Genomic DNA, 21142 nt, shown 5'->3' on the forward strand with positions numbered 1-21142 from the left:
TTAGGCGTATACTTTCCCTATCTGCATATGCCATGTTGACGTTAGTAAACAAATAAATGATATCAAGTATGTAGCTAATCATCCTTCTAGTTCATCAAATTCAATTTGTGGTGGCTCTTTTTTAAATAAGCCTGTCGATACACCTAAATACAATACACCAAGTAAAGCCCAAATCAGACCAATGATAATTGAGTACCAATCTAGATTACTCCAAAGATACAGAACAAAGCCCAAACCAATAAGCGGCCCTATTAAATTACTTAAAGCAAAGTTTAAAGAACCTTCCTTTTTATATTTAAAGTAATTTTTGATTACACATATATTTACAAAAGAAAAAGCAGTAAAGGCCCCCACATTAATAAGGGATGTAGCTGTCCGTAAATCTAGAAAAAGTGCAGATAAAGCTAACACTCCAACTAGTAAAATGTTTGGTATTGGTGAGTTAAATTTGGGATGTAAATAGCCAAAAAACCGTTTAGGTATTACCTCGTCCCTCCCTAACGCATATAATAATCTTGAAGCACTTAACTGTGCTGCCAAGCCTGATGCAAATACGGAGAATAAAGCTCCCGCAAGAAAAAACGAAAGAAATAGATTTCCACCTATTATAGAAGCTATTTCGGGAGAAGCGCCTTCGATATTCTGTAATACGGAAACATCAGGGAATAGGGATTGCATAAAGTATGTAACAGAAAAGAAAAACACCCCACCAATTGAAGCAACCAGCAAAATAGCTTTAGGAATCGTCTTTTTAGGTTTCATTGTTTCTTCAGAAAGTGTAGTTATTGCATCAAACCCTATAAATGATAAGGCGAGGAGGGCTGCTCCAGCAAATACACCTGAAAATTCCATGTTGGCAGGGAATAATTCATTTAATGAAATAAAGTGTTTCGGCCCTTCTACAATGGCACGAACATTAAGGTAAATAAAAATAGCACCCATTAAAAACTGAAATACAACAAGCAAGACATTGATAGAAGCAGCGATCTTCACGCCAAAGGTATTTAAAATACTAATAATCGTAATCAAGCCAACGATCCAAACCCACCCAGGAACCCCTGGGACCCCCGTTGAAAGATAAATTTTGGCAAGTAAGGAATTGATCATAGGAAGTGCTAAATAAGCTATAAAAGTCACCCATCCTACAATAATTCCGACATATGGATTTATTGTATTTTTTGTGTAGGTATAGACAGAACCAGCGGTTGGGTATTTTTTGACTAATTTTCCATAACTTAATGCCGTAAAGAGAATGGCAATAAATACGATAATGTAAGCCATAGGCACATGCCCTGAGGATACATCAGAGGCAATTCCAAAGGTATCAAATACAGCAAAAGGTGACATATAAGCTATTCCTATCGCTACCACATGAATTAATTTTAGATTTCGTTGAAGTTGTGCTGTCTTACTCATAAAAACATCCTTTCTAGATGGTTTTCCATTAACTAAAATGCTAACTAATCAGGGTCTCCCCTTATTGGATGCGCTTTCAAATAATGGGATTATGGATAGGATGCAGGGAGGTGTCATACTTTTTTATCGCCTTTTTTACCTTTATCCCTGCTATAAAACTATCCTAATTACCTAGTCTATGATTTTGTTTTGTTAGACGTATGATTACAATCGTAAACAACTTGGCCATCAACAATTGTAAGTTTTACCTTAGATACCAACATTTCTTCGGCAGGAACCTCGAAAAGATTTCTATCTAGAATAACAAGATCCGCAAGCTTTCCAACCTCCAAGGTTCCTAATTCATTTTCTCTAAAGGTTCCATAAGCAGGGCTTTTGGTATAATCTTTCAATGCTTCTGCTAGAGAAATGCGTTCATGCTCATGCCATGGCGTCCCATCACTTGAGATCCTTGTTACTGCTCGATAAATTTCCAATAGAGGGTTTAATGTTGCAACAGGAAAATCGGTGCCGAGCCCTACAGTTACTCCGCTGCTTTTTAATGTATTAATTGGAAAGACGTATGGCTCTCGCTCTTGACCAATAAGGGAAGTATATGTTTCTCTTTCACTTTGAGCCATCAATTCCGGCTGCATAGAAGCGATAACACCCAACTCATGAAAACGTGAAATGTCGTCCTTCTGAATAACCTCTACATGTTCAATCGTATGTCTGGAGTCTCTTTCCCCATTAACTTTTTGTGCCTCTTCGAATGCATCTAGAGCTAAACGGACAGCCCCATCACCGATCGCATGAAATCGAATTCGAAATCCTTCTTTATCCGCTTTAATGACTTTTTGCTTGATTTCTTCCGGTGAATAGACTAATTCTCCGCACGTCTCTGGATCGTCTGCATAAGGGCCAACCAAATAGGCTGTACGACTTGTTATTACCCCGTCAATAAATCCTTTTAAGCCTGAAAATTGAAGTTTACTCGATGCATATTCCCGATGTAATTGTTTGAGCATTTCCAGGTCAAAATCAATAGACGGAAAAATATGTATCCTCGTTGTTAATTGATCTTTTTCATCAAATTCCTTAAAAAGCTCATAATATTTCTCATTATTATCTCCGTACATATCATTGACTGATGTCACTCCCACCCTGGCAGAGAGAGTAAGAAATTTCTCCAATAGTTGCTTTTCCTTGTCTTTTGAATAATTAAATGCCTTTCGATCAACCAATTTAGTTGCTTTTTCGTATAATATACCAGTTGGTTCACCATTCTCGTCTTTGTTAATAAACCCATAAGGTGGGTTCTCTGTATCACGATGGATGTTGCAAAACGCTAATGTTTTGCTATTAACCCACGCATAATGCATTTCTGCATGATTGAGTAAAACTAGCCGATCTCCAATGACGTGATCCAATGAATAGCGATTTGGCAATTGCTTACCATCCCAGTAACTAGCATCCCAACCGAATCCTATAATCCATTCTTCATCTGGGTGGTCATCCGCATACCTCTTGACCATTTGTACAGCCTCATCTTCAGACCGAGCTTCCGATAGATCCACACCGTTCTCAAATATCGTCCCCATCATCAGATGTAAGTGAAAGTCATGAAAACCTGGTAAAATTAATTGATCTCCATAGTGATATACTTTCGTATTTGGTCCCAAAAACGGATCCACTTCTGTCTTTGAGCCGATCGCTGCAATCTTATTATCAACAATTGCAATATATGCGGAGATTGGTTTATCTAAAATCCCCGTAAAAACAGCGTCACTTGACAGGATAATATCCGCTTCGTTTTGTAAACACATAACTAATTCCTCCAATTTCATCTATAGTTTATTAATGGTTAGACTCGTATTCATTATCTAAAAAGATATCGGAAGTAGATTGTTTCGATTCTTTTATTTGTTTTAAAAGATATATAAATCCCACAACTAGCCAAAGTCCGCCTAAGAAAAAAGAATACCACCCTAAATTCAGCCATAAACACAAAATAAAGACAGCCCCAATTGACGGAATGATCAGATATTTTATTGTCCCTTTAAATGAGCGGTTTCTTTTCTTAATAAAATAATGGCTGATTACAGAGATATTAACGAAAATAAACGTGAAAAAAGCGCCAAAGTTAATAAGTGATGTCGCAGTAGTTAAGTTAAACAACAAAGATGATAGTGCAACGAAGGCAACAATCAAAATATTATAGACTGGCGTATGGAATTTTGGCGAGATATAACCAAAAATTTTCTTAGGCAAAATGTTTTCTCTCCCCATCGCGTACATAATTCGAGAAGCGCTGGAGCTGGATGCAATTGCAGAGGTTAGACTTGGAATAATTCCCGTGACTACAAAAAACGTTTTAAAAAAGATGCCACCTATTAAGTAGGCGATTTCGTACTGAACAGACTGCGGGTCCGTAAACGAACTTATATTTGGATATACCAACTGCAGTAAATAGGTGACGATAACATAGAGAATGCTGCCGACTATTGGAATAATGAAAATAGCCTTTGGGATTGTCTTTGTAGGATTCTTTGTTTCTTCTGATAAAGCTGTAACTGCATCAAATCCTAAATAGGTGAAACAAAGGATCGGAATTACTCCAATCAAACCCGACAATGGAACTTCCTGATCATAAAAAGGCAAAATGGAGAAAGCTGTTCCTGCTCCTTCACCTTTAAGTAAATAATGTAAAGCGAAAACCACAAAGAGAACAAACACCAACAGAGATATAAGAAACACATACGTATTGAAATTTGCCGCAAATTTGATACCAAGAATATTAACTGCCGTGAAAATGATTACGAAAAGAATGATCCAAACAAACATTGGGATACTAGGAAAAAATGCTTTTAAAGCTATTCCTAAAAGTAAGGAGCTTATCATCGGACTTAACATATAATCTAACAAAATAGCCCAACCAACTAAAAAACCTAAATGGGGATGAATGGCTTTTTTTGTAAATGTATAGGCAGCTCCAGCAGAGGGATATGCCTTTACTAATTGTGCGTAACTATATGCAGTGAATAGCATTACAAATAGCGCTATAATATACCCTGTAGCTATCATTCCATCGCTTTGAAAGGCAGCAACACCATACGTTCCAAATACTGTACTAGGCGCCATAAAAGCTAATCCAAAAAAAACTACATGTCTAAAGGATAATACTCGCTTTAGGTCCGCGGTACTTTTTTCTCCCATTCCCCCACCCTTTCACAAATATAAATGTACGGACATTCAGAAAGTGATGAACAACAAATGATATAAAAGACATCCATTAGCTGCTTAATCATTGCTACAATCTGATTCCGGCATAGAGTAGTATCTTGATGAAAACTGAACCAAAACCATTTCTAACTTAAGGACTTACCTAACAACCTCTATAAATAACAATAGAGAATTGTCAGGTAAGGGGTTTTTACTCCAAGTTAATCCATACGCTCTTAACCTCTGTATAATTATCTAATGCATAGGATCCCATTTCACGACCGATACCGGATTCCTTATAACCTCCAAAAGGCGCAGCAGCATTTGTGAGATTGTAGCAATTCACCCATACCGTTCCAGCCTTTAACTTCCTAGATAACTTGTGTGCATTTCTTAAATCTTCCGTCCAGAGACCTGCTGCCAAACCATAAGAACTACAATTGGCACGTTCAATTGCCTCATCAACTGTACTATACGGCATCGCTACAACAACAGGTCCAAATATTTCTTCTTTTGCTATGGTCATATGATCTTCTACATCTGAAAACACGGTTGGTGTAACAAAGTATCCTTTTTCTGACTTTTCTCCACCAATTAACAGATTCGCCCCTTCCTCAACACCTTTATTTATATAAGAAATAACTACTTCTTGCTGCCTGGCGGATACTAGTGGCCCCATGGCTGTATTTTCGTCTAAGCCATGACCTAGCTTAACGTTATGAGCATAATCTACTAACTTATTAACAACCTCATCGTAAAGATGGTCTGGTATAAACACTCTAGATCCTGCACAACATATTTGCCCCTGATTAGCCATAATTCCGCTAAATACACCTGGTATTGCTTTATTCAGATCTGCATCAGGCAAAATGATATTTGGTGATTTTCCACCGAGTTCCAATGTAACCCGTTTTAACGTATTAGCAGCTTCCTTCATGATAGATTGGCCGACGGGGGTAGAGCCTGTGAAAGCAATTTTATTTACCTTCGGATGTTTCACAAGTGCTTCGCCAGCCGTTTTGCCAAAGCCATTAATAATATTTATGACGCCTTTAGGGAACCCGGCTTCTTCAATCAGCTTAGCCAAGTACAAAGCGGACAACGGGGTTTGCTCCGCAGGCTTCAATATAATCGTACACCCTGTTGCTAGAGCCGGGGCTATTTTCCATAAAGCCATCATAATAGGGAAATTCCAAGGTATTATTTGGCCAACCACACCTACAGGCTCATGGTGCGTATAATTAAAATATGATTGTGAAATAGGAATCGTTTGTCCAGTCATTTTAGTCGTCCAGCCAGCATAATATCGAAGCTGTTCAATAGCATTGGGTAAATCACTTTGGGTCATTTCTTTGATCGATTTCCCATTGTCTAAACTATCTATCTGTGCTAGAACCTCAAAATCGCGTTCCATCAAATCAGCTAATCGATGCATTAATTTCGATCTTTCATAAGAACTAATTGCCGGCCAATCCCCTTCTTCAAAGGCTGTAGACGCGGCATGAACAGCCATATTAACATCGAGTTCGCCAGCTTCATGAACAGTTGCTAATACTTCTCCTGTTGCTGGATTAATCGTTTCAAACAAATTGCCGTCTATGGATTCATGCCATTCCCCATTGATAAATAATCTTTTCGGTTCGTTTAAAAATGCTGTTACTTTTGGGTGCAATTCTAATTCATGTTTAATCACAAGTAGACCTCCTGTTTACCAAAGATTAGAGTATGCCTAGTTTTTAAGTTTTTGTGAGAAAGCAGTTAATGCGTTTTCCAAAATTTGGATGATCTTCTCTACATCATTTTTATTGACGATCAGAGGAGGAGCAATAGCTACAATATTCATTCCTGGTTCAAAATCAAATGGTCTAATTAACAGCCCTCTTTCATAGCAATTTTCTACAAGCGTAGTAGCTGCTTTTACAGAACCATCAAAGGGAATATCAGCTTTTGGATCCTCCATTAAATCAAACCCAGCTAATAAGCCTTTGGTTCTTCCATTTGTTACAAAATGATACTTATCCTCCAGATAGTGAAGTCCTTTCTCAAGCTCTTGCCCCATTAGACTTGCATTACTAACAAGACCATCACGTTCTATAATTTCAATATTTTTTAATCCAACGGCACAAGCTGTTGGGTGTCCGCTGTATGTGAATCCGTGTGCTAACATGTCGTCATACTCGGTAATCGTATCGCGGATGTGTTCTTTCATGATTACACCGCCTAGTTGGGCATATCCGCTAGTTATTCCTTTTGCAATTGACATAAAATCAGGAACAATCTCCCAGTGATCAACACCAAACATTTTTCCAGTTCGTCCAAATCCACAGATAACTTCATCAGCGATGAGATGAATATCAAATTCATCACAGAGTTTTCTTACCGCTTTGAGATATCCTTCAGGAGGGATATGGACTCCTCCAGCACCTTGAATAGGCTCGACAATGACAGCAGCGATCCTATCTTTACCTTCCTTTTCAATGATGCTTCTAATACTTCCTTCATACTCAGGATGATCTTTGGCACCAAGCTCACATTCAGTAAGATGGGCTTTGGCATTATCGATATCCGGATCGATGGACCCGGAAAAGTTGCGGTAAGCATCGATTCCTGTTGCTCTTTGTGCTGCAACGGTTACACCATGGTAGCCTCTTCTTAAAGAGATAATCTTTCTTTTTTCCGTATAGCCCCGTAATTGCCAGTAAAATCTGGATAGTTTGAATGCCGTATCATTGGATTCTGAACCACCAGAAGTAAAAAATATTGTATTTAGGTCTCCTGGTGCTAAAGCTGCTATCTTTTCAGCTAAACGGACAGTTGGCTCATTGGCATAACCATAGAAAGTAGAAGCGTAAGCAATATTGGTCATTTGTTGATAAGAAGCATCTGCCAATTCTTTTTGTCCATGACCTAAGTTAACATTCCACAACATCGACACTCCGTCGATATAAGTGTTGCCTTTCATATCATGAAGATGAATACCTTCACCTCCAGAAAAAATAAGTTTTGGACCATGTTGAACCTGTGCCTTAGGATTCGTAGATGGATGCAGAAGATGCTTCCGATCTAAGATTGATAATTCACTTGCTAATTTTTCAGGATTTGAATGTTGGGCTAGTTTGCTTTTACTCATATAACCACTCCTTAATAAAGATAAATTTACACCGTGTTAGCTAGTTTTTGTATAACATACAGAAGGGTATTTGCCCCTTTTTCTATATCATCATCTAAAGTAAGTTCTTGCTCATTATGACTGATCCCGTGAATACTAGGCAGAAAAATCATGCCGCTATTAGCTAATCGGGTCATATACTTAGCGTCATGACCTGGACCACTGAATAGTTTTAAAGAGGAATACCCCCATTTTTGAGCTGCCTCATTAATAGCTTCGGTTACAGTTGAAGAAAATCTAACGGCATCCGAGTGCCAGTCTGTAGTAATCGTTACCTCGACATTATTCATTAAAGCAATGGTACTTAGCTGTTCCTTCAACCTTTCAATAGCATAGGATCTTATTTCATCATCTTCATGACGAATATCGATCATAAATTCGACTTCGCCTGGTATTACATTTGTAACATTAGGTTTGACATGCAATTTACCAATTGTTGTTTTTAATCCTTCCATTTCTTTCGTTAACTCGTTTACTTTTGTAATCATTTTGGAGGAAGGAACAAGCGCGTCTCTTCGGTTACTCATAGGTGTAGGTCCGGCGTGATTTGTTTCACCTGTAACAGATACATTTAGCCAGCTCATCCCCTGAATACCTTGAACAATACCTATCGACTTATTTTGATTATCGAGAATTGGTCCTTGTTCAATATGAAGTTCTATAAAATTTTTTATATTTTTTATTCGATTTTTCTCTCTTCCTAAGTACCCACTGTCTATCAGCGCTTTTTCAAAGGATACATTATCGTCATCCTTAATATTGTAGATGAATTCCTTTGCTAAACTTTCGGTTAATCCTCCAGAACCAAGCATAGGAGGCTCAAACCTTGCGCCCTCTTCATTAGTGAAATTGATAATTTCTATTGGGTAATCGGTTTCAATATTATGCTCATTTAATACCCTGATCACCTCCAACGCTGTTAAAACACCTAAAACTCCATCAAAACGCCCTCCGCAAGGCTGTGTATCTAGATGAGAACCAACAGCTACAGCGGGACCATCATGGATTTTACCTTCTCTTCTTCCATAAATATTGCCGAAATCGTCATATCTCACTTGTAAATCTTCTTGGCGCAGCCATGTAACATATTTATTACGCATCGCTTGATCTTCTTTTGTTAGGGCAAGCCGATTTAACCCTCCATTCTTAGTAGCACCAATTGAGGAGCTTACTTTTATTGTTTCTAGTAAACGATTTCTATTAATTCTCAACATCAATGACTCCATATCTTACCTCCTCATTATTAATTATGCAATTTTCATGCCAAAAATAAAATTGCAAAAAACGTGAGAAATTAGATTTTTAGTTTGAGAATTGATACGATATAGTTTAAATTCGAGTTGATTTTGGATCGAATCGAATCAATTTCGGTTCATCCTATAAAGGGGAGAGGGATATGGACAAAAAATTTTTTGAAGATAGTCACTTTCATCATATTTTTAACCATTTAAAGGATGGCATCTTTATTGCTGACTGCAATGGGGTTGCACTATGGATTAATGATACAAGTACGAAACAAATGGGGGCGCCGCGCTCTAAGGTGATAGGCAGAAATGTGAAGGAGTTGGAAACTAACGGACTATTTACGCCATCTGTCACAAAAATTGTCTTAGAAAAAAAAGAGACCGTCACAAAGGTTCAAACCTCGAAAGGGCGGCAATATTTAGCAACTGGATATTTAGTCAACATCAAAACCGATAATACGAAATATATCCTAGTACAGGTTAAAGATATCACAGAAACAGTGAGAGCTTCATTTAAATTAGAAAAAGCAGAAACACTTTTGCAAAAATATTGGGAAGAATTACAATTAATGAAGGAAAAACAAAACGAAGTAAATAAAAAGCAAGTAGTCATCGGAAAAAGTAAGAAGCATGAGGAAATGTTGGATTTAATAAGCAGGGTATCCAAAGTCGATGCAACCATTCTCCTAAATGGGGAGACAGGTGTCGGAAAGAGCATGATAGCTGAGGAAATTCATAAAAGAAGTAACCGACCTGACAAGCCGTTTGTAGAAATCAATTGTGGAGCAATACCAGAAACATTGCTGGAATCGGAGTTATTTGGTTATAAGAAGGGGGCATTTACAGGCGCAAATAGTGGGGGAAAAGTTGGTTTGGTAGAGAAGGCAAATGGGGGAACTCTTTTTCTCGATGAAATTGCAGAACTGCCATTGGCGCTACAACCAAAGCTGCTTCAACTATTACAAAATAAATCATTTATTCCAATTGGTTCAACAGATCTGAAGAAGGTAGATGTGCGAATTATAACTGCCACCAACCAAAACCTTTTAAAAATGGTAGAGGATAAACAATTTCGAGAGGATTTATATTATCGACTTAATGTTGTTTCGATCCATATTCCAGCATTAAGAGAACGGAAAGATGATATCCTTCCTCTGGTTTACCATTACTTTGACTTGTTTAAAACCAAGTATAAAACAACATCTAACCTGAGCAAAGACTTGTTATCATACCTAAAAAATTACAGTTGGCCAGGCAATATTCGTGAGTTGGAAAACATGGTAGAAAGATTAGTAGTTACCGCAAAATCAACTACTATTGAAAAAACAGACCTATCAGAAGAAGTGCTGGAGGAATTTCACCATAAGAAAAAACCTGCTTTTAGTTTAAATGGGCAAAGCCTCCCCAGTTTTTTAGGTCAAATTGAAAAGAAAGTCATTCAGGAAGCACAAATGGAGCACCAATCAACAAGGAAAGCTGCTCAATCTCTAGGAATAACCCAATCTTCTTTCATGCGAAGATTAAAAAAATACAACATTTAATATAAGCTTCTCCGTTCCTAACGGAGTGAACCGAAATTAACTCAATCCTATAATTAAGTCTATAACGATTATTTTCAAATAGAAAGGATGCTGATAAGGATAACAATCTAAATCAATTGGAAGGCATTGAAAATGGCATTAAATTTGCAGAGATGTTAAAGATACTTATTTTAAGGGGGATGGACATGGTAGTTGACCTATATAGTACACCTATACAAGACGGATATAGAATGCCTGGGGAATTTGAAAAACATAAAGGTACATGGATGCTTTGGCCGACCAGAACAGACACTTGGAGATCAGGAGCTAAACCTGCTCAGAGAGTTTATAGTGAGGTAGCTAAGGCAATCTCAATGTTTGAGCAAGTTACAATGTGTGTAGGGGCAGAACAATTTGAAAATGCTCGTGCACTTTTACCGGACGATATCCGTATAGTGGAACTATCATCTAATGATGCCTGGATGCGCGATATTGGACCAACGTTTGTTACTAATGATAAGGGCAACATTCGAGGCATAGACTGGGGGTTTAATGCCTGGGGCGGTATAGAGGAAGGTCTTTATTATCCATGGGATAAAGACCTTCTTGTAAAACAAAAAGTGTTGGAAATTGAACAAATCAATAGATATGATGCGAATGACTTCATACTAGAAGGTGGAGCAATTACCGTAGATGGGCAAGGAACACTTATTACGACTGAACAATGTCTCCTAAATCCGAATCGAAACCCGCAGTTGACAAAAGAAGAAACCGAAGAAAAGTTACGCCAATACTTAGGTATTGAGAAAGTCATTTGGTTAAAAGGTGGTTTAATCGGCGATGAAACAGATGGCCACGTGGATGAAGTGGTGTTTTTCGTCCGACCAGGTGAAGTTGCCATTGGTTGGACAGACGATCCAGATCACCCACAATATCCAGTGCTTCAAGAAGCCATTACGATACTCCAAGAGGCTACGGATGCCAAGGGGCGGAAGTTGAAGATTCATAAATTGCATCTGCCCCAACAAGTGACTTTGAGTGAATCAGAAAGCCTAGAAATCGATTTTTCCAATCACAGTTTTGAACGAACATCCGAGAAAACCTTTATAGCAACATATATTAATTGTTATTTATGTAATGGTGGAGTGATTTTACCAACATTTGATGATCCTCAAGATGTTTATGCGATTGAAAAGTTTAAAGAAATGTATCCAGATCGAAAAATAATTCCAATCAACACCCGGGAAATATCCGTCGGTGGTGGTAACATCCACTGTATTACTCAACAGCAGCCGTTACCTTATAACGGTAAATAATTGGAAAATACATTTATGAAAAAATCCCAGTGAGAGCAATTGCTCCCACTGGGATTTCATTGTTACGTTACATTTCTAACTCGAAATCTTTAATATAGGCTTTTGGTGTCATAATTGCTTTCCCATCCCACTTATCTAACGGTCTGCCTTCTTTTACGCGGTTTGGGGTATCAGGATTAGCAAGGGCTTGGCGGGCAACACCAATAAAATCCGCTTGGCCTTTTTCGATCACAGTTGAAGCTTTTTCTGGATCACCTAATTGACCACAAGCAATAACTGGTTTCCCAGAGAATGCTTTGGCAGCTTCAGACATCGTCATCGTACCTTCACCGAATCCTGATGTGGCTGCGTCATCATCCGAAATATGAATATAATCAATATCGGTTTTACCTAATTCAGAGAAGATAATCTCAGCATCTGCTTCTCCCCCTGGCCATTTATAACTGCCATTTGTCGCTTTCAATTGAGAAATCCGAATGCCAAGGATCATGTTTCCACCGATAGCTGCTCGAACTTCTTCAATTAATTCTTTTAAGAAGCGAAGACGATTTTCCACACTTCCACCATATTGATCTGTACGATGATTGCTAATTTCCGATAGAAATTCATCTAGTAAATAACCATTTGCGCCGTGCAGCTCAACCCCATCGAATCCAGCTTGCTTGGCATAGATAGCGGATTGTGCAAAGCTTTGCTTGATTTCAGTCATTTCTTCTACCGATAGCTCTTTGGCAGTAGGAAATGGACCACTGCCACCATAAACCTCCACTTTATCTTGAGGAGGTGAAAACGGGGAAGGAGCAACCGTTACATCTGAATAATAACTCCCTTGTGATTGTGCTCCTGCATGCATTAATTGAGCAATCATGAGTGAACCATGCGATTTAACACGATCTACGATTGGTTTCCAATGGGTTGCATGCTTTTCGGTTGCTAGTCCCCCTTGATTTTCATAACCTTGGCTATATTTTGTATCCGGATACACTCCTTCAGTGATAACTGCGGCAAATCCACCCTTAGCAAAGCGTTCATAATATTCACTTACGCGCTCATTTGGCGTACCGTCCTTTTCTGAACTTACTCTTGTCATCGGTGCCACGATATAACGATTTTTTAAGATTTGCATTCCTAAATATGCTTGTTCAAATAAATTATTCATGTCATTCAGCCTACTTTCCGTCGTTAAAAATACACATCTTCTTCTTACTTTCCCAATTGGTAGTGAAATTAAACATCCAAACTATACACATTAATTAATCTATGAGATAATATAATTAGGCTTTGGTTAAGTCGAAAGGAGTTGATCCATATCTTTGTTCTTTCCAGAACTATTAATGGGACAACTGAAATGTTGAAGGACTCTAACAGCCACTCGTGTAAAACTTTCACTGATTTTAATGCTGCTAATTTATTAGCAAAGAAACTCAACATGAACACACAAACAAACTTACAATGGGAAGTTAAAAAACATTATATAAAAAAATAAGTAGGTAGCTGCCTACTTATTTTTTGTTTATAAAGGGATCTAAACATAAATTGGTTTTATTACGCCCCCGGCAGGATTCGAACCTGCGACACACGGTTTAGGAAACCGATGCTCTATCCCCTGAGCTACGGGGGCATGATATAGAAAGACAATCGTTTTGACCCTATCTGATCTACAGGCTTTTTTACCAAGCAATATTCATTATACAAAATTGTGGCAGACTTGAAAAGTATCAGATCTAATTATACATGGTACTCGATTTGCTTGTATGATAAAATATAATACATGTGTTTAGGTAGATATGGATTGGAGGATGAAGTAATGGCAAGAGCTCCTTTTATCGCCATTGAAGGGCCAATAGGTATAGGAAAAACATCATTGGCCAAAAAGATTTCCTCGCATTTTGACTATCATTTGTTAAAGGAAATTGTGGAGGAAAACCCATTTCTAGGAAAATTTTATGAAAATATCGAGGAATGGAGTTTTCAAACAGAAATGTTCTTCCTTTGCAATCGTTTTAAACAATTGGAAGACATTGAGACAAAATATCTCAGCGACAATAAAGCAGTGGTCGCTGATTACCATATATCGAAAAATATGATCTTTGCAAAACGTACCCTTCCAGCGGATAAATTTGAGAAATACGAGCAAATTTATCATATCTTAACAAAGGATATGCCTGTACCAAATATGATGATCTATTTACATGGTAGTTTGGATACGATTATAAATCGAATTCATCAACGTGGCAGGGAAATCGAACAACATATTAAAACTTCTTATCTCGCTCAACTTTCACAGGACTATGAAAATTATATGAATGAATTCGAAATCATGCATCCTGATATTCCTGTTATTCGAGTGAATGGAGATGAAATTGATTTTGTTCGATACCAAAAACATTTAGAACAAATTATTAACCAAGTGGATGAACAGCTACAAAAGGTTACTTCAGAAGTAAGAAAAGGTTAAAAAAGGGGAAACAATCATGAATTTAAGAGAAAAATACCATATTCCAAATGATAGTATCATTACCATAGCAGGCACAGTTGGAGTAGGTAAATCAACCATGACTCATGCTTTAGCAAAAGCACTACGATTTAAAACTTCACTAGAGAAAGTGGATACGAACCCATATTTAGAAAAATTCTATCATGATTTTGAGCGCTGGAGCTTTCATTTACAGATTTACTTCCTAGCGGAACGATTTAAAGAACAGAAAAAGATATTTGAATATGGTGGAGGTTTTATACAAGATCGTTCCATTTATGAGGATACAGGGATTTTTGCGAAAATGCATTACGATAATGGGACCATGTCAAAAACCGATTATGAGACCTATAAAAGCTTATTCGATGCAATGGTAATGACACCATACTTCCCACATCCAGACCTGTTAATTTATCTAGAAGGCTCTTTTGACGATGTTATTAATCGAATTCAATCTCGAGGCCGTGAAATGGAAAAAAACACACCTATTTCTTATTGGAAAGAAATGTATAAACGATACGAAGATTGGATTAATAATTTTAACGCCTGCCCAATACTAAGAATTAATATTTCCGATTATGATCTCTTGAAACAAGAGGAATCAATCGAACCAATCCTAGAAAAGGTTGGACACTTTATTCAACAATCGAGACGTTGGAAATCAAGAGAATTAATCAAATAATATGCGCCCATACCAGGGCGCATTTTTGTTAACAAAAGAATACCTCTACCATAGTGCTTCCTCTTCTTCGCTCAATTCGATTGAAAATGGCACGATTGCTAGAATAAACATTAGTAAAATCCCCGCCATAATAAATAATCCAGAAACGGAAAAGTCGAAAATCATATTCATTAGAAAGATAAAAGGAAGCATAATAATGGAATTCATCGCCTCTTTTTTCCGACTCTGTGCAGAATGATAATTTGCTTCACCACAATAAGGACATGGCATTTTTATTCGAAAACAACGTTTCAATGTATCTACATACTCCCACTGCTTCTCACAATGAGCACAAATTGGCATGGATCCGCCTCCTTATTTTTCATTCCCTAATTCAATGGACCGATCACGGGCAGCTTGCACACATTCCATAATAATCTTTTGGAAATCGTTTCTTTTTAAGGATTCGATACCCGCTTGTGTGGTTCCTGCTGGACTTGTAATCTTTTCCCTTAATGCCGCAGCAGTATCTTCTGACTGCTGTAACATCTCGCCAGCACCTAGGATCGTTTGAGCAATCAACGATTTGGCCGTATCCCTATCTAGTCCAGATGATATGGCTGCTGCTTCCATTGCTTCTACGAGGTAATATATATAAGCAGGCCCACTTCCAGAAATACCTGTAACGATATGCATATCGGATTCATCTACAATTTCTGTTGTTCCTATTGTTTCAAAAAGTACCCTTGCTTCCTTCATATGGTTTTCACTAGCATGGATTCCTGCTGCAAGTGCCGTAGCAGAATAGCCAATGGATGCGGAAGTATTGGGCATTGCCCGTATAATTGGAATCTCAATGCCAAATAATTCTTGAATGGATTCCGTAGAAATGCCTGCTGTAACAGAAATAATTAATTGATCTGTTGTAACATAAGCCTTAATTGAATCAATTGCCTGCTCCATATCGTATGGTTTCGTAGCAAGAATGATGATATCCGTATCCGTTGTCAATTTTTCCTTATCCATCATGCTATTAATTTGATAGCGCTGTTCTAACCGCGTAATACGTTCTCGGTTGCTCCGATTTGTAACGATGATCTTTTCATTATCTACAATTTCAGCACGTACCATACCTGAAATGATTGCTTCAGCCATGGATCCTGCACCAATAAAAGCTATTTTTTTATTCATTATCAAAACCTCCTCTAGGTTATTGCTACTAAATTAGAATTAAGAATCAAAAAAACCCTTTTCATCCAATATGAAGGACGAAAAGGGTTTTCCGCGGTACCACCTAAATTGACATAGATTTCCTATGTCCAGCTTTTATTTTTAACACAGTCTTATCTGCGGTCAGTTTTTAACTAACGGCTCAGAGGTAGGTTCATACCCGTCGTTGACGTTGGGATCTTTCAGCCGATGAATCCCATTCTCTTTCGTACGTACATGGTACTACTAGCCTCTTCACTGCCTTTTTATAGTATTGGCTTAGATATGTACTATATGCTGAAATACGTGAAATGTCAAGTTCATCTATAATTAAGTATAATAAGGTTATAGTAATTATATGTTTACAATGAAAGCTTTTCTATAAGAAATGAAAGAGCATTTTCTTATAAAATACGAAAAAAACCGCTACACAGTAACGGTTTTCTTATCTCCAAAATTTTATGCGCTAATTTTTAAATGGAGGAGGTAGAGGGATTCGAACCCCCGCGGGCTGTTACACCCCTGGCGGTTTTCAAGACCGCTCCCTTCAGCCAGACTTGGGTATACCTCCGTGGCAACAGAATATACTATATCACGGTCGGATAAGCTTGTCAATTAGAAAATCAGATTTCATAATTTTCTTTTGATTAGCAGATAAATATTACGTAAAAAGAAAAGAAGAAATCCTGGTTTCGCAAGATTTCTTCAAACCTAACTCTTACCTTTCTTTTATTCTTTCTTGAAACTCACGTTGTATTCGTTTATATACTGTTTTATCCGTAATTAATTGAAAAGCAGTATATGCTGCTGCTTTTGCTCCAATAATCAAAGCTTGATCCGCTTTTTCTGATTTAGCAGCATCCCGAAATGCTTCCGTATGCCCTATTAGATCACTTGGACCAATTTTAATATGTGGATGAATGGTTGGAATAACCTGACTTATATTTCCTGCGTCCGTCGAGCCAAGTGCAGTATGATCCGTTGTATGAACAGTCTCTCCTAACTCCTCCACTACTTGGGTAAATACATCATCAAAACAACGATTTATAATAAAATTATCTACTTGATTTTGGAATGCAGAAACGTTCACCTTGGACCCCGTTGCCAATGCTGCTCCTTCTGCTATTGACTTAATACGAGCTGTTACATCATCTAAGACGGTTCGTGAGGCTGCTCTGATGAAGAAGCGTGCCTTAGCATATTCCGGTACAATATTAGGCGCATCTCCACCATCTGTTATAATTCCATGAATACGTACATCACTTGGAAGGTGTTGACGTAGTGCATTAATTCCATTAAATAATTGGATTACTCCGTCCAGCGCATTAATCCCTTGTTCAGGATAGGCAGATGCGTGCGCAGGCTTCCCAAAGAATTCAAAATCCAATGGATCAACAGCCAACGTTGGTCGAGTAGTATTTGTTTCAGCACCTGGGTGAACAATAATCGCAGCGTCTATATCATCTATTCGGCCTGTTTTTACAAAGCTTCCTTTCGCACTGCCATTTGGCCCACCTTCCTCAGCCGGTGTCCCAAGTACTACCAATTCACCACCAATCTCATCAATGACTTTGCTAAGACCAATGGCAGCAGCAATACTAAGGCTGCCAATCATATTATGGCCACAAGCATGACCTATACCCGGCAATGCATCGTATTCTGCTAAAAAACCGATTGTACGTCCTTTGTTTTTCCCCGTTTTTCTGGCAATAAAGGCAGTTGGATGTCCTGCGATATCCTTTTCTACCTCAAAGCCTTCCTCTACCAAAATATCAGTTAGTGTTTTTGCTGCGTAAACTTCCTGATTTCCGATTTCTGGATTTTCATGGATTGCATGGCTTATTCCTATATATCTTTCTGAATTTGCATCAATATACGCAGCAATTTGTTTCTTTAATTTTGTTGTTCGATCAATTGCAACTGTCATCCTTGCTCACCTCGTTTTTTGTTAATTAATGACCGATTTCACTTAACGGAACAAATGTAGGAATAGAATTTCCATTTCGTTCTTCTTCTATAAAGTTGGCAACATCCTCTGTTTGATAAATTTCCGCTAATTGCTTTAATACCTCATTGTTTTTATCTTTCTCTTGGACGGCAATGATATTTATATAAGGGGTTGCTGTTTCATCTTCATGGTAGATAGCGTCATCTAACGGACTAAATCCTGCATCAACAGCAATACCATTATTAATTATCGAAGCATCCACATCTGGTAATACACGAGGGGTTTGACCAGCAACTAATAATTCAAACTGAAGGTTTTTTGGGTTCTCAACAATTTTGTCTAGTGACCCATTGCCATCAAATCCCTCTTCTAACTTAATTAAACCAGCTTCTTCTAAAAGAAGGAGACCTCTTCCCATGTTTGTCGCTTCTTTCGCTAAGGCAATCGTTCCACCTTCTGGAATATCCTCTGGTTGATCATGTTTTTCAGAATACAATCCCATTGGCGCAATAACGGTCGTGGCAATTGGTGTTAAATCTAGATTATGCTCCTTTATAAAGGCATCAAAATAAGATACCGTTTGAAAAGCATTTGCATCAATTTCACCTTCAGCTAAAGCTAGATTTGGCTGCACATAATCAGAGAATCGGACGATCTCTACATTTATCCCTTCCTCTTTTGCTTTTTTGGCTACATATTCCCAAATGGTTGTGTCGGATCCGCTTATCCCTACCTTTACTGTTGTAGCTGCATCACTACTAGAACAAGCAGTAATAACGATTGTTGATAGAATAAGTGCTAAAAACACAAATAATTTTTTCATGCTGTTCGCTCCTTTTTATCTTATCTTCTTCTTATTTTCTTAGAAATGAAATTACCGGTTGATTGCAGTCCTTGAACCATAACGACAAGAATACCAACTGTAATCAGCATCACCGTTGTATCAAAGCGTTGGTATCCATAGGTGATTGCTAGATCACCAAGACCACCACCGCCAACAGCTCCTGCCATCGCAGATGCGCCTACTAGCCCAATGGTTGCAATAGTGATACCTAATAATAAAGAACTTAACGCTTCTGGAATAAGGAAACGAATAATAATTTGCCACGGTGTTGCCCCCATTGCTTGAGCTGCTTCCATTACTCCTGGGTCAACTTCCAATAGAGAGTTTTCAATTAATCTAGCAATATAGGGACCTGCATACAAAATCATTGGGACAATTGCTGCCGCAGTACCAATTGATGTGCCAACCACTAATCTGGTAAACGGAATGACAGCGACCATAAGTATAATGAATGGAATTGATCGAAAGATGTTTATAAATGCGTTCAAAACCGTAAAAACCACTTTATTCTCCCATAAATGTCCTTTCCTTGTTACCACTAATAGAATTCCTAATATAAGTCCTATCACAAAGGAGAAAAGTAAAGAAATACCAACCATTAGGATTGTCTCCCATAATGCTGCTACAATTTGTTGGTTATCAACTAACATCTGCTAACACTTCCTTTATCGTGACATCTTGTTGGTGAATATGCATGATCACTCGGTTAATTTCCTTTTCGTCTCCATCAAATTTGACAATTAAATTGCCAAAAGGAATACCTTGTAACTCCGTAATACTCCCAAATAAAACATTCACTTCGACAGCATACTGCTTAGCTATTTGCGATAGTAACGGAGCGCCTGCTGAAGATCCAACGAATACAATACGGTATATCTGATGTCGTTCGTCTTGTGCTTTTACGAGTTGATAAACCGATTCCGGTATCTCATCATGCATCACGGAACGTACAAAATTTTTGGCTATCTCTGTTCGAGGTTGGGAAAATACGTCAAATACAGAACCAGCTTCCACCACTTTTCCACTATCCAAAACGGCCACTTTATCGCAAATTTCCCTAATTACACCCATTTCATGAGTAATGATTAAAATCGTTAAATTATATTCTTCATTTACTTTCTTTAATAATTGCAATATCGACTTGGTTGTTTCTGGATCGAGTGCTGACGTTGCTTCATCACATAACAACACCTTTGGCTTTGTGGCTAATGCACGTGCAATTCCAACACGCTGTTTTTGCCCTCCTGATAACTGATCAGGATAACTATTTGCCTTATCCGCTAGTCCTACAAATGCCAATAAATCGTCAACTCGCTTTTTCACTTCATTTTTTGGGATATTAGCTAATAATAAAGGCATAGCCACATTGGTATACACCGTTTTCGAGTTTAATAGATTGAAATGTTGAAATATCATTCCAATGCTTCGTTTTGCTTCCCTTAATTCCTTTGCTGAAAGGTTGAGTATGTCCTGACCATCTACGATTACTTTCCCAGAAGTTGGTCGCTCCAATAGGTTTACACAGCGGATGAGAGAACTTTTTCCTGCGCCACTAAAACCAATCACACCATATATTTCTCCCTTTTCAATTTGTAAATTCACCTGATCCAATGCTTTTACTTGCTGTTCTTTGCCGTTATATATTTTTGTTACTTGATCAAACGTAATCATGCTGTCACTCCCCTTCTAAATAAAAAAGCCTCTTCATCAAAGAAGAGGCTATCCATTACCCTCTTCTTATCTTTCAAGCATCATTCGCTTGCTGGATTTGGCACAGTACTTAATCGTCCGCTGCCGAGGTTTCTTAGGGCCAGTCCCTCCACCTCTCTGGATAAGAAGTATTAAAATTTTATGAACATGTAAACATTTTGTGTTCACGATCGATCATACAATCCTTGATGAATCGGTTTTAAAGGTGTTTACAAAAGAAAAATCCCTCCTTTTAATCAAGAAGAGATTCCATATGTGGCGCTCTCTTCTTATTTTCCAAGCACAGTAGCTTGTTGGATTTGGCACAGTACTTTTAACAGTCCGCTGCCGAGGTTTCTTAGGGCCAATTCCCTCCACCTCTCTGAATAAGAAGTATTCGTTAATATAATTATGATGATTATTAGATTACTACGCTTCTTTCATTCTGT

General features: G+C 38.0%; 17 protein-coding genes, 2 tRNA genes, 2 riboswitches and 1 other annotated feature. Of the genes, 4 read left to right on the forward strand and 15 right to left on the reverse strand.

Translation table 11 applies throughout. The annotated features are described in order from the left end of the window. Nucleotides 1-78 precede the first annotated feature (78 nt). The 6 genes from BN990_RS00360 to BN990_RS00385 all read right to left on the reverse strand — a co-directional run bounded on the left by BN990_RS00360 (nucleotide 79) and on the right by BN990_RS00385 (nucleotide 9012). Nucleotides 79-1416: an APC family permease gene (locus BN990_RS00360; protein ID WP_021290312.1), complete on the reverse strand. Its 1338-nt coding sequence runs from the start codon at nucleotides 1414-1416 to the stop codon at nucleotides 79-81. A 176-nt stretch (nucleotides 1417-1592) separates the two neighbouring features. Beyond that, a complete protein-coding gene (locus BN990_RS00365; RefSeq protein WP_021290311.1) occupies nucleotides 1593-3221 on the reverse strand; it encodes an amidohydrolase in 1629 nt (542 codons plus the stop codon). A gap of 31 nt (nucleotides 3222-3252) precedes the next feature. Then, nucleotides 3253-4611: an APC family permease gene (locus BN990_RS00370; RefSeq protein WP_021290310.1), complete on the reverse strand. Its 1359-nt coding sequence runs from the start codon at nucleotides 4609-4611 to the stop codon at nucleotides 3253-3255. A 217-nt stretch (nucleotides 4612-4828) separates the two neighbouring features. Beyond that, a complete protein-coding gene (locus BN990_RS00375) occupies nucleotides 4829-6307 on the reverse strand; it encodes an aldehyde dehydrogenase family protein (protein WP_370459194.1) in 1479 nt (492 codons plus the stop codon). A gap of 39 nt (nucleotides 6308-6346) precedes the next feature. Further along, the gene (locus tag BN990_RS00380) at nucleotides 6347-7747 is read right to left on the reverse strand and encodes an aminotransferase family protein (RefSeq protein ID WP_038241579.1); all 1401 of its coding nucleotides are present in this window, start codon (nucleotides 7745-7747) and stop codon (nucleotides 6347-6349) included. Nucleotides 7748-7773: 26 nt separating this feature from the next. Next, nucleotides 7774-9012, reverse strand: a complete 1239-nt coding sequence (locus tag BN990_RS00385; protein WP_038241582.1) for a M20 family metallo-hydrolase — start codon at nucleotides 9010-9012, stop codon at nucleotides 7774-7776. Between the two features lie 170 nt (nucleotides 9013-9182). On the opposite strand from BN990_RS00385, the gene BN990_RS00390 reads away from it, so the two are divergent. Then, nucleotides 9183-10571, forward strand: a complete 1389-nt coding sequence (locus tag BN990_RS00390) for a sigma-54 interaction domain-containing protein (RefSeq protein ID WP_038241583.1) — start codon at nucleotides 9183-9185, stop codon at nucleotides 10569-10571. 185 nt (nucleotides 10572-10756) lie between these two features. Beyond that, nucleotides 10757-11866, forward strand: coding sequence for an agmatine deiminase (aguA, locus tag BN990_RS00395; RefSeq protein WP_038241586.1), 1110 nt, complete (start codon nucleotides 10757-10759; stop codon nucleotides 11864-11866). A gap of 67 nt (nucleotides 11867-11933) precedes the next feature. Here aguA and BN990_RS00400 read toward each other — a convergent pair whose 3' ends face one another. Continuing rightward, nucleotides 11934-13025 carry an oxidoreductase gene (locus BN990_RS00400; protein ID WP_021290304.1) on the reverse strand — a complete coding sequence of 364 codons (1092 nt, stop codon included), beginning with the start codon at nucleotides 13023-13025 and terminating at the stop codon, nucleotides 11934-11936. Nucleotides 13026-13414: 389 nt separating this feature from the next. Next, nucleotides 13415-13487 (reverse strand) — tRNA-Arg (locus tag BN990_RS00405). A 186-nt stretch (nucleotides 13488-13673) separates the two neighbouring features. Between BN990_RS00405 and BN990_RS00410 the strand changes: the two genes are divergently transcribed. Next, complete coding sequence (locus BN990_RS00410) at nucleotides 13674-14324, forward strand: deoxynucleoside kinase (protein ID WP_021290302.1); 651 nt, start codon at nucleotides 13674-13676, stop codon at nucleotides 14322-14324. Between the two features lie 16 nt (nucleotides 14325-14340). Further along, on the forward strand, nucleotides 14341-15024 hold the full coding sequence (locus tag BN990_RS00415) for a deoxynucleoside kinase (protein ID WP_038241589.1): 684 nt from the start codon (nucleotides 14341-14343) through the stop codon (nucleotides 15022-15024). Nucleotides 15025-15069: 45 nt separating this feature from the next. On the opposite strand, the gene BN990_RS00420 is transcribed toward BN990_RS00415, so the two are convergent. The 7 genes from BN990_RS00420 to BN990_RS00450 form a co-directional block, all read right to left on the reverse strand. Continuing rightward, complete coding sequence (locus BN990_RS00420; RefSeq protein ID WP_021290300.1) at nucleotides 15070-15366, reverse strand: TIGR04104 family putative zinc finger protein; 297 nt, start codon at nucleotides 15364-15366, stop codon at nucleotides 15070-15072. A 12-nt stretch (nucleotides 15367-15378) separates the two neighbouring features. Beyond that, nucleotides 15379-16197 carry a pyrroline-5-carboxylate reductase gene (gene proC / locus BN990_RS00425; protein ID WP_187370457.1) on the reverse strand — a complete coding sequence of 273 codons (819 nt, stop codon included), beginning with the start codon at nucleotides 16195-16197 and terminating at the stop codon, nucleotides 15379-15381. Between the two features lie 67 nt (nucleotides 16198-16264). Continuing rightward, nucleotides 16265-16480, reverse strand: a binding site (T-box leader). Nucleotides 16481-16690: 210 nt separating this feature from the next. Then, a tRNA-Ser gene (locus BN990_RS00430) sits at nucleotides 16691-16783 on the reverse strand. Nucleotides 16784-16930: 147 nt separating this feature from the next. Further along, nucleotides 16931-18139 carry a M20 family metallopeptidase gene (locus BN990_RS00435; RefSeq protein ID WP_038241593.1) on the reverse strand — a complete coding sequence of 403 codons (1209 nt, stop codon included), beginning with the start codon at nucleotides 18137-18139 and terminating at the stop codon, nucleotides 16931-16933. A 25-nt stretch (nucleotides 18140-18164) separates the two neighbouring features. Then, complete coding sequence (locus BN990_RS00440) at nucleotides 18165-18983, reverse strand: MetQ/NlpA family ABC transporter substrate-binding protein (RefSeq protein ID WP_021290297.1); 819 nt, start codon at nucleotides 18981-18983, stop codon at nucleotides 18165-18167. 20 nt (nucleotides 18984-19003) lie between these two features. Continuing rightward, nucleotides 19004-19654 carry a methionine ABC transporter permease gene (locus BN990_RS00445; RefSeq protein ID WP_021290296.1) on the reverse strand — a complete coding sequence of 217 codons (651 nt, stop codon included), beginning with the start codon at nucleotides 19652-19654 and terminating at the stop codon, nucleotides 19004-19006. Continuing rightward, entirely contained in the window at nucleotides 19644-20675 is a 1032-nt protein-coding gene (locus tag BN990_RS00450; protein ID WP_021290295.1) for a methionine ABC transporter ATP-binding protein, read from the reverse strand. Before BN990_RS00450 ends, BN990_RS00445 begins: the two co-directional genes overlap by 11 nt. A gap of 63 nt (nucleotides 20676-20738) precedes the next feature. Continuing rightward, a riboswitch (SAM riboswitch) is annotated at nucleotides 20739-20842 on the reverse strand. Between the two features lie 138 nt (nucleotides 20843-20980). Next, nucleotides 20981-21086: riboswitch (SAM riboswitch) on the reverse strand. Nucleotides 21087-21142: the final 56 nt, after the last annotated feature.

Source organism: Virgibacillus salexigens (assembly GCF_000723585.1).
Taxonomy (GTDB): domain Bacteria; phylum Bacillota; class Bacilli; order Bacillales; family Amphibacillaceae; genus Virgibacillus; species Virgibacillus salexigens.

Coding starts and splice junctions, on each gene's coding strand:
- BN990_RS00360 (WP_021290312.1), bottom strand. CDS start 1,416: ATGAGTAAGACAGCACAACTTCAACGAAATCTAAAATTAATTCATGTG.
- BN990_RS00365 (WP_021290311.1), bottom strand. CDS start 3,221: ATGTGTTTACAAAACGAAGCGGATATTATCCTGTCAAGTGACGCTGTT.
- BN990_RS00370 (WP_021290310.1), bottom strand. CDS start 4,611: ATGGGAGAAAAAAGTACCGCGGACCTAAAGCGAGTATTATCCTTTAGA.
- BN990_RS00380 (WP_038241579.1), bottom strand. CDS start 7,747: ATGAGTAAAAGCAAACTAGCCCAACATTCAAATCCTGAAAAATTAGCA.
- BN990_RS00385 (WP_038241582.1), bottom strand. CDS start 9,012: ATGGAGTCATTGATGTTGAGAATTAATAGAAATCGTTTACTAGAAACA.
- BN990_RS00390 (WP_038241583.1), top strand. CDS start 9,183: ATGGACAAAAAATTTTTTGAAGATAGTCACTTTCATCATATTTTTAAC.
- aguA (WP_038241586.1), top strand. CDS start 10,757: ATGGTAGTTGACCTATATAGTACACCTATACAAGACGGATATAGAATG.
- BN990_RS00400 (WP_021290304.1), bottom strand. CDS start 13,025: ATGAATAATTTATTTGAACAAGCATATTTAGGAATGCAAATCTTAAAA.
- BN990_RS00410 (WP_021290302.1), top strand. CDS start 13,674: ATGGCAAGAGCTCCTTTTATCGCCATTGAAGGGCCAATAGGTATAGGA.
- BN990_RS00415 (WP_038241589.1), top strand. CDS start 14,341: ATGAATTTAAGAGAAAAATACCATATTCCAAATGATAGTATCATTACC.
- BN990_RS00420 (WP_021290300.1), bottom strand. CDS start 15,366: ATGCCAATTTGTGCTCATTGTGAGAAGCAGTGGGAGTATGTAGATACA.
- BN990_RS00435 (WP_038241593.1), bottom strand. CDS start 18,139: ATGACAGTTGCAATTGATCGAACAACAAAATTAAAGAAACAAATTGCT.
- BN990_RS00440 (WP_021290297.1), bottom strand. CDS start 18,983: ATGAAAAAATTATTTGTGTTTTTAGCACTTATTCTATCAACAATCGTT.
- BN990_RS00445 (WP_021290296.1), bottom strand. CDS start 19,654: ATGTTAGTTGATAACCAACAAATTGTAGCAGCATTATGGGAGACAATC.
- BN990_RS00450 (WP_021290295.1), bottom strand. CDS start 20,675: ATGATTACGTTTGATCAAGTAACAAAAATATATAACGGCAAAGAACAG.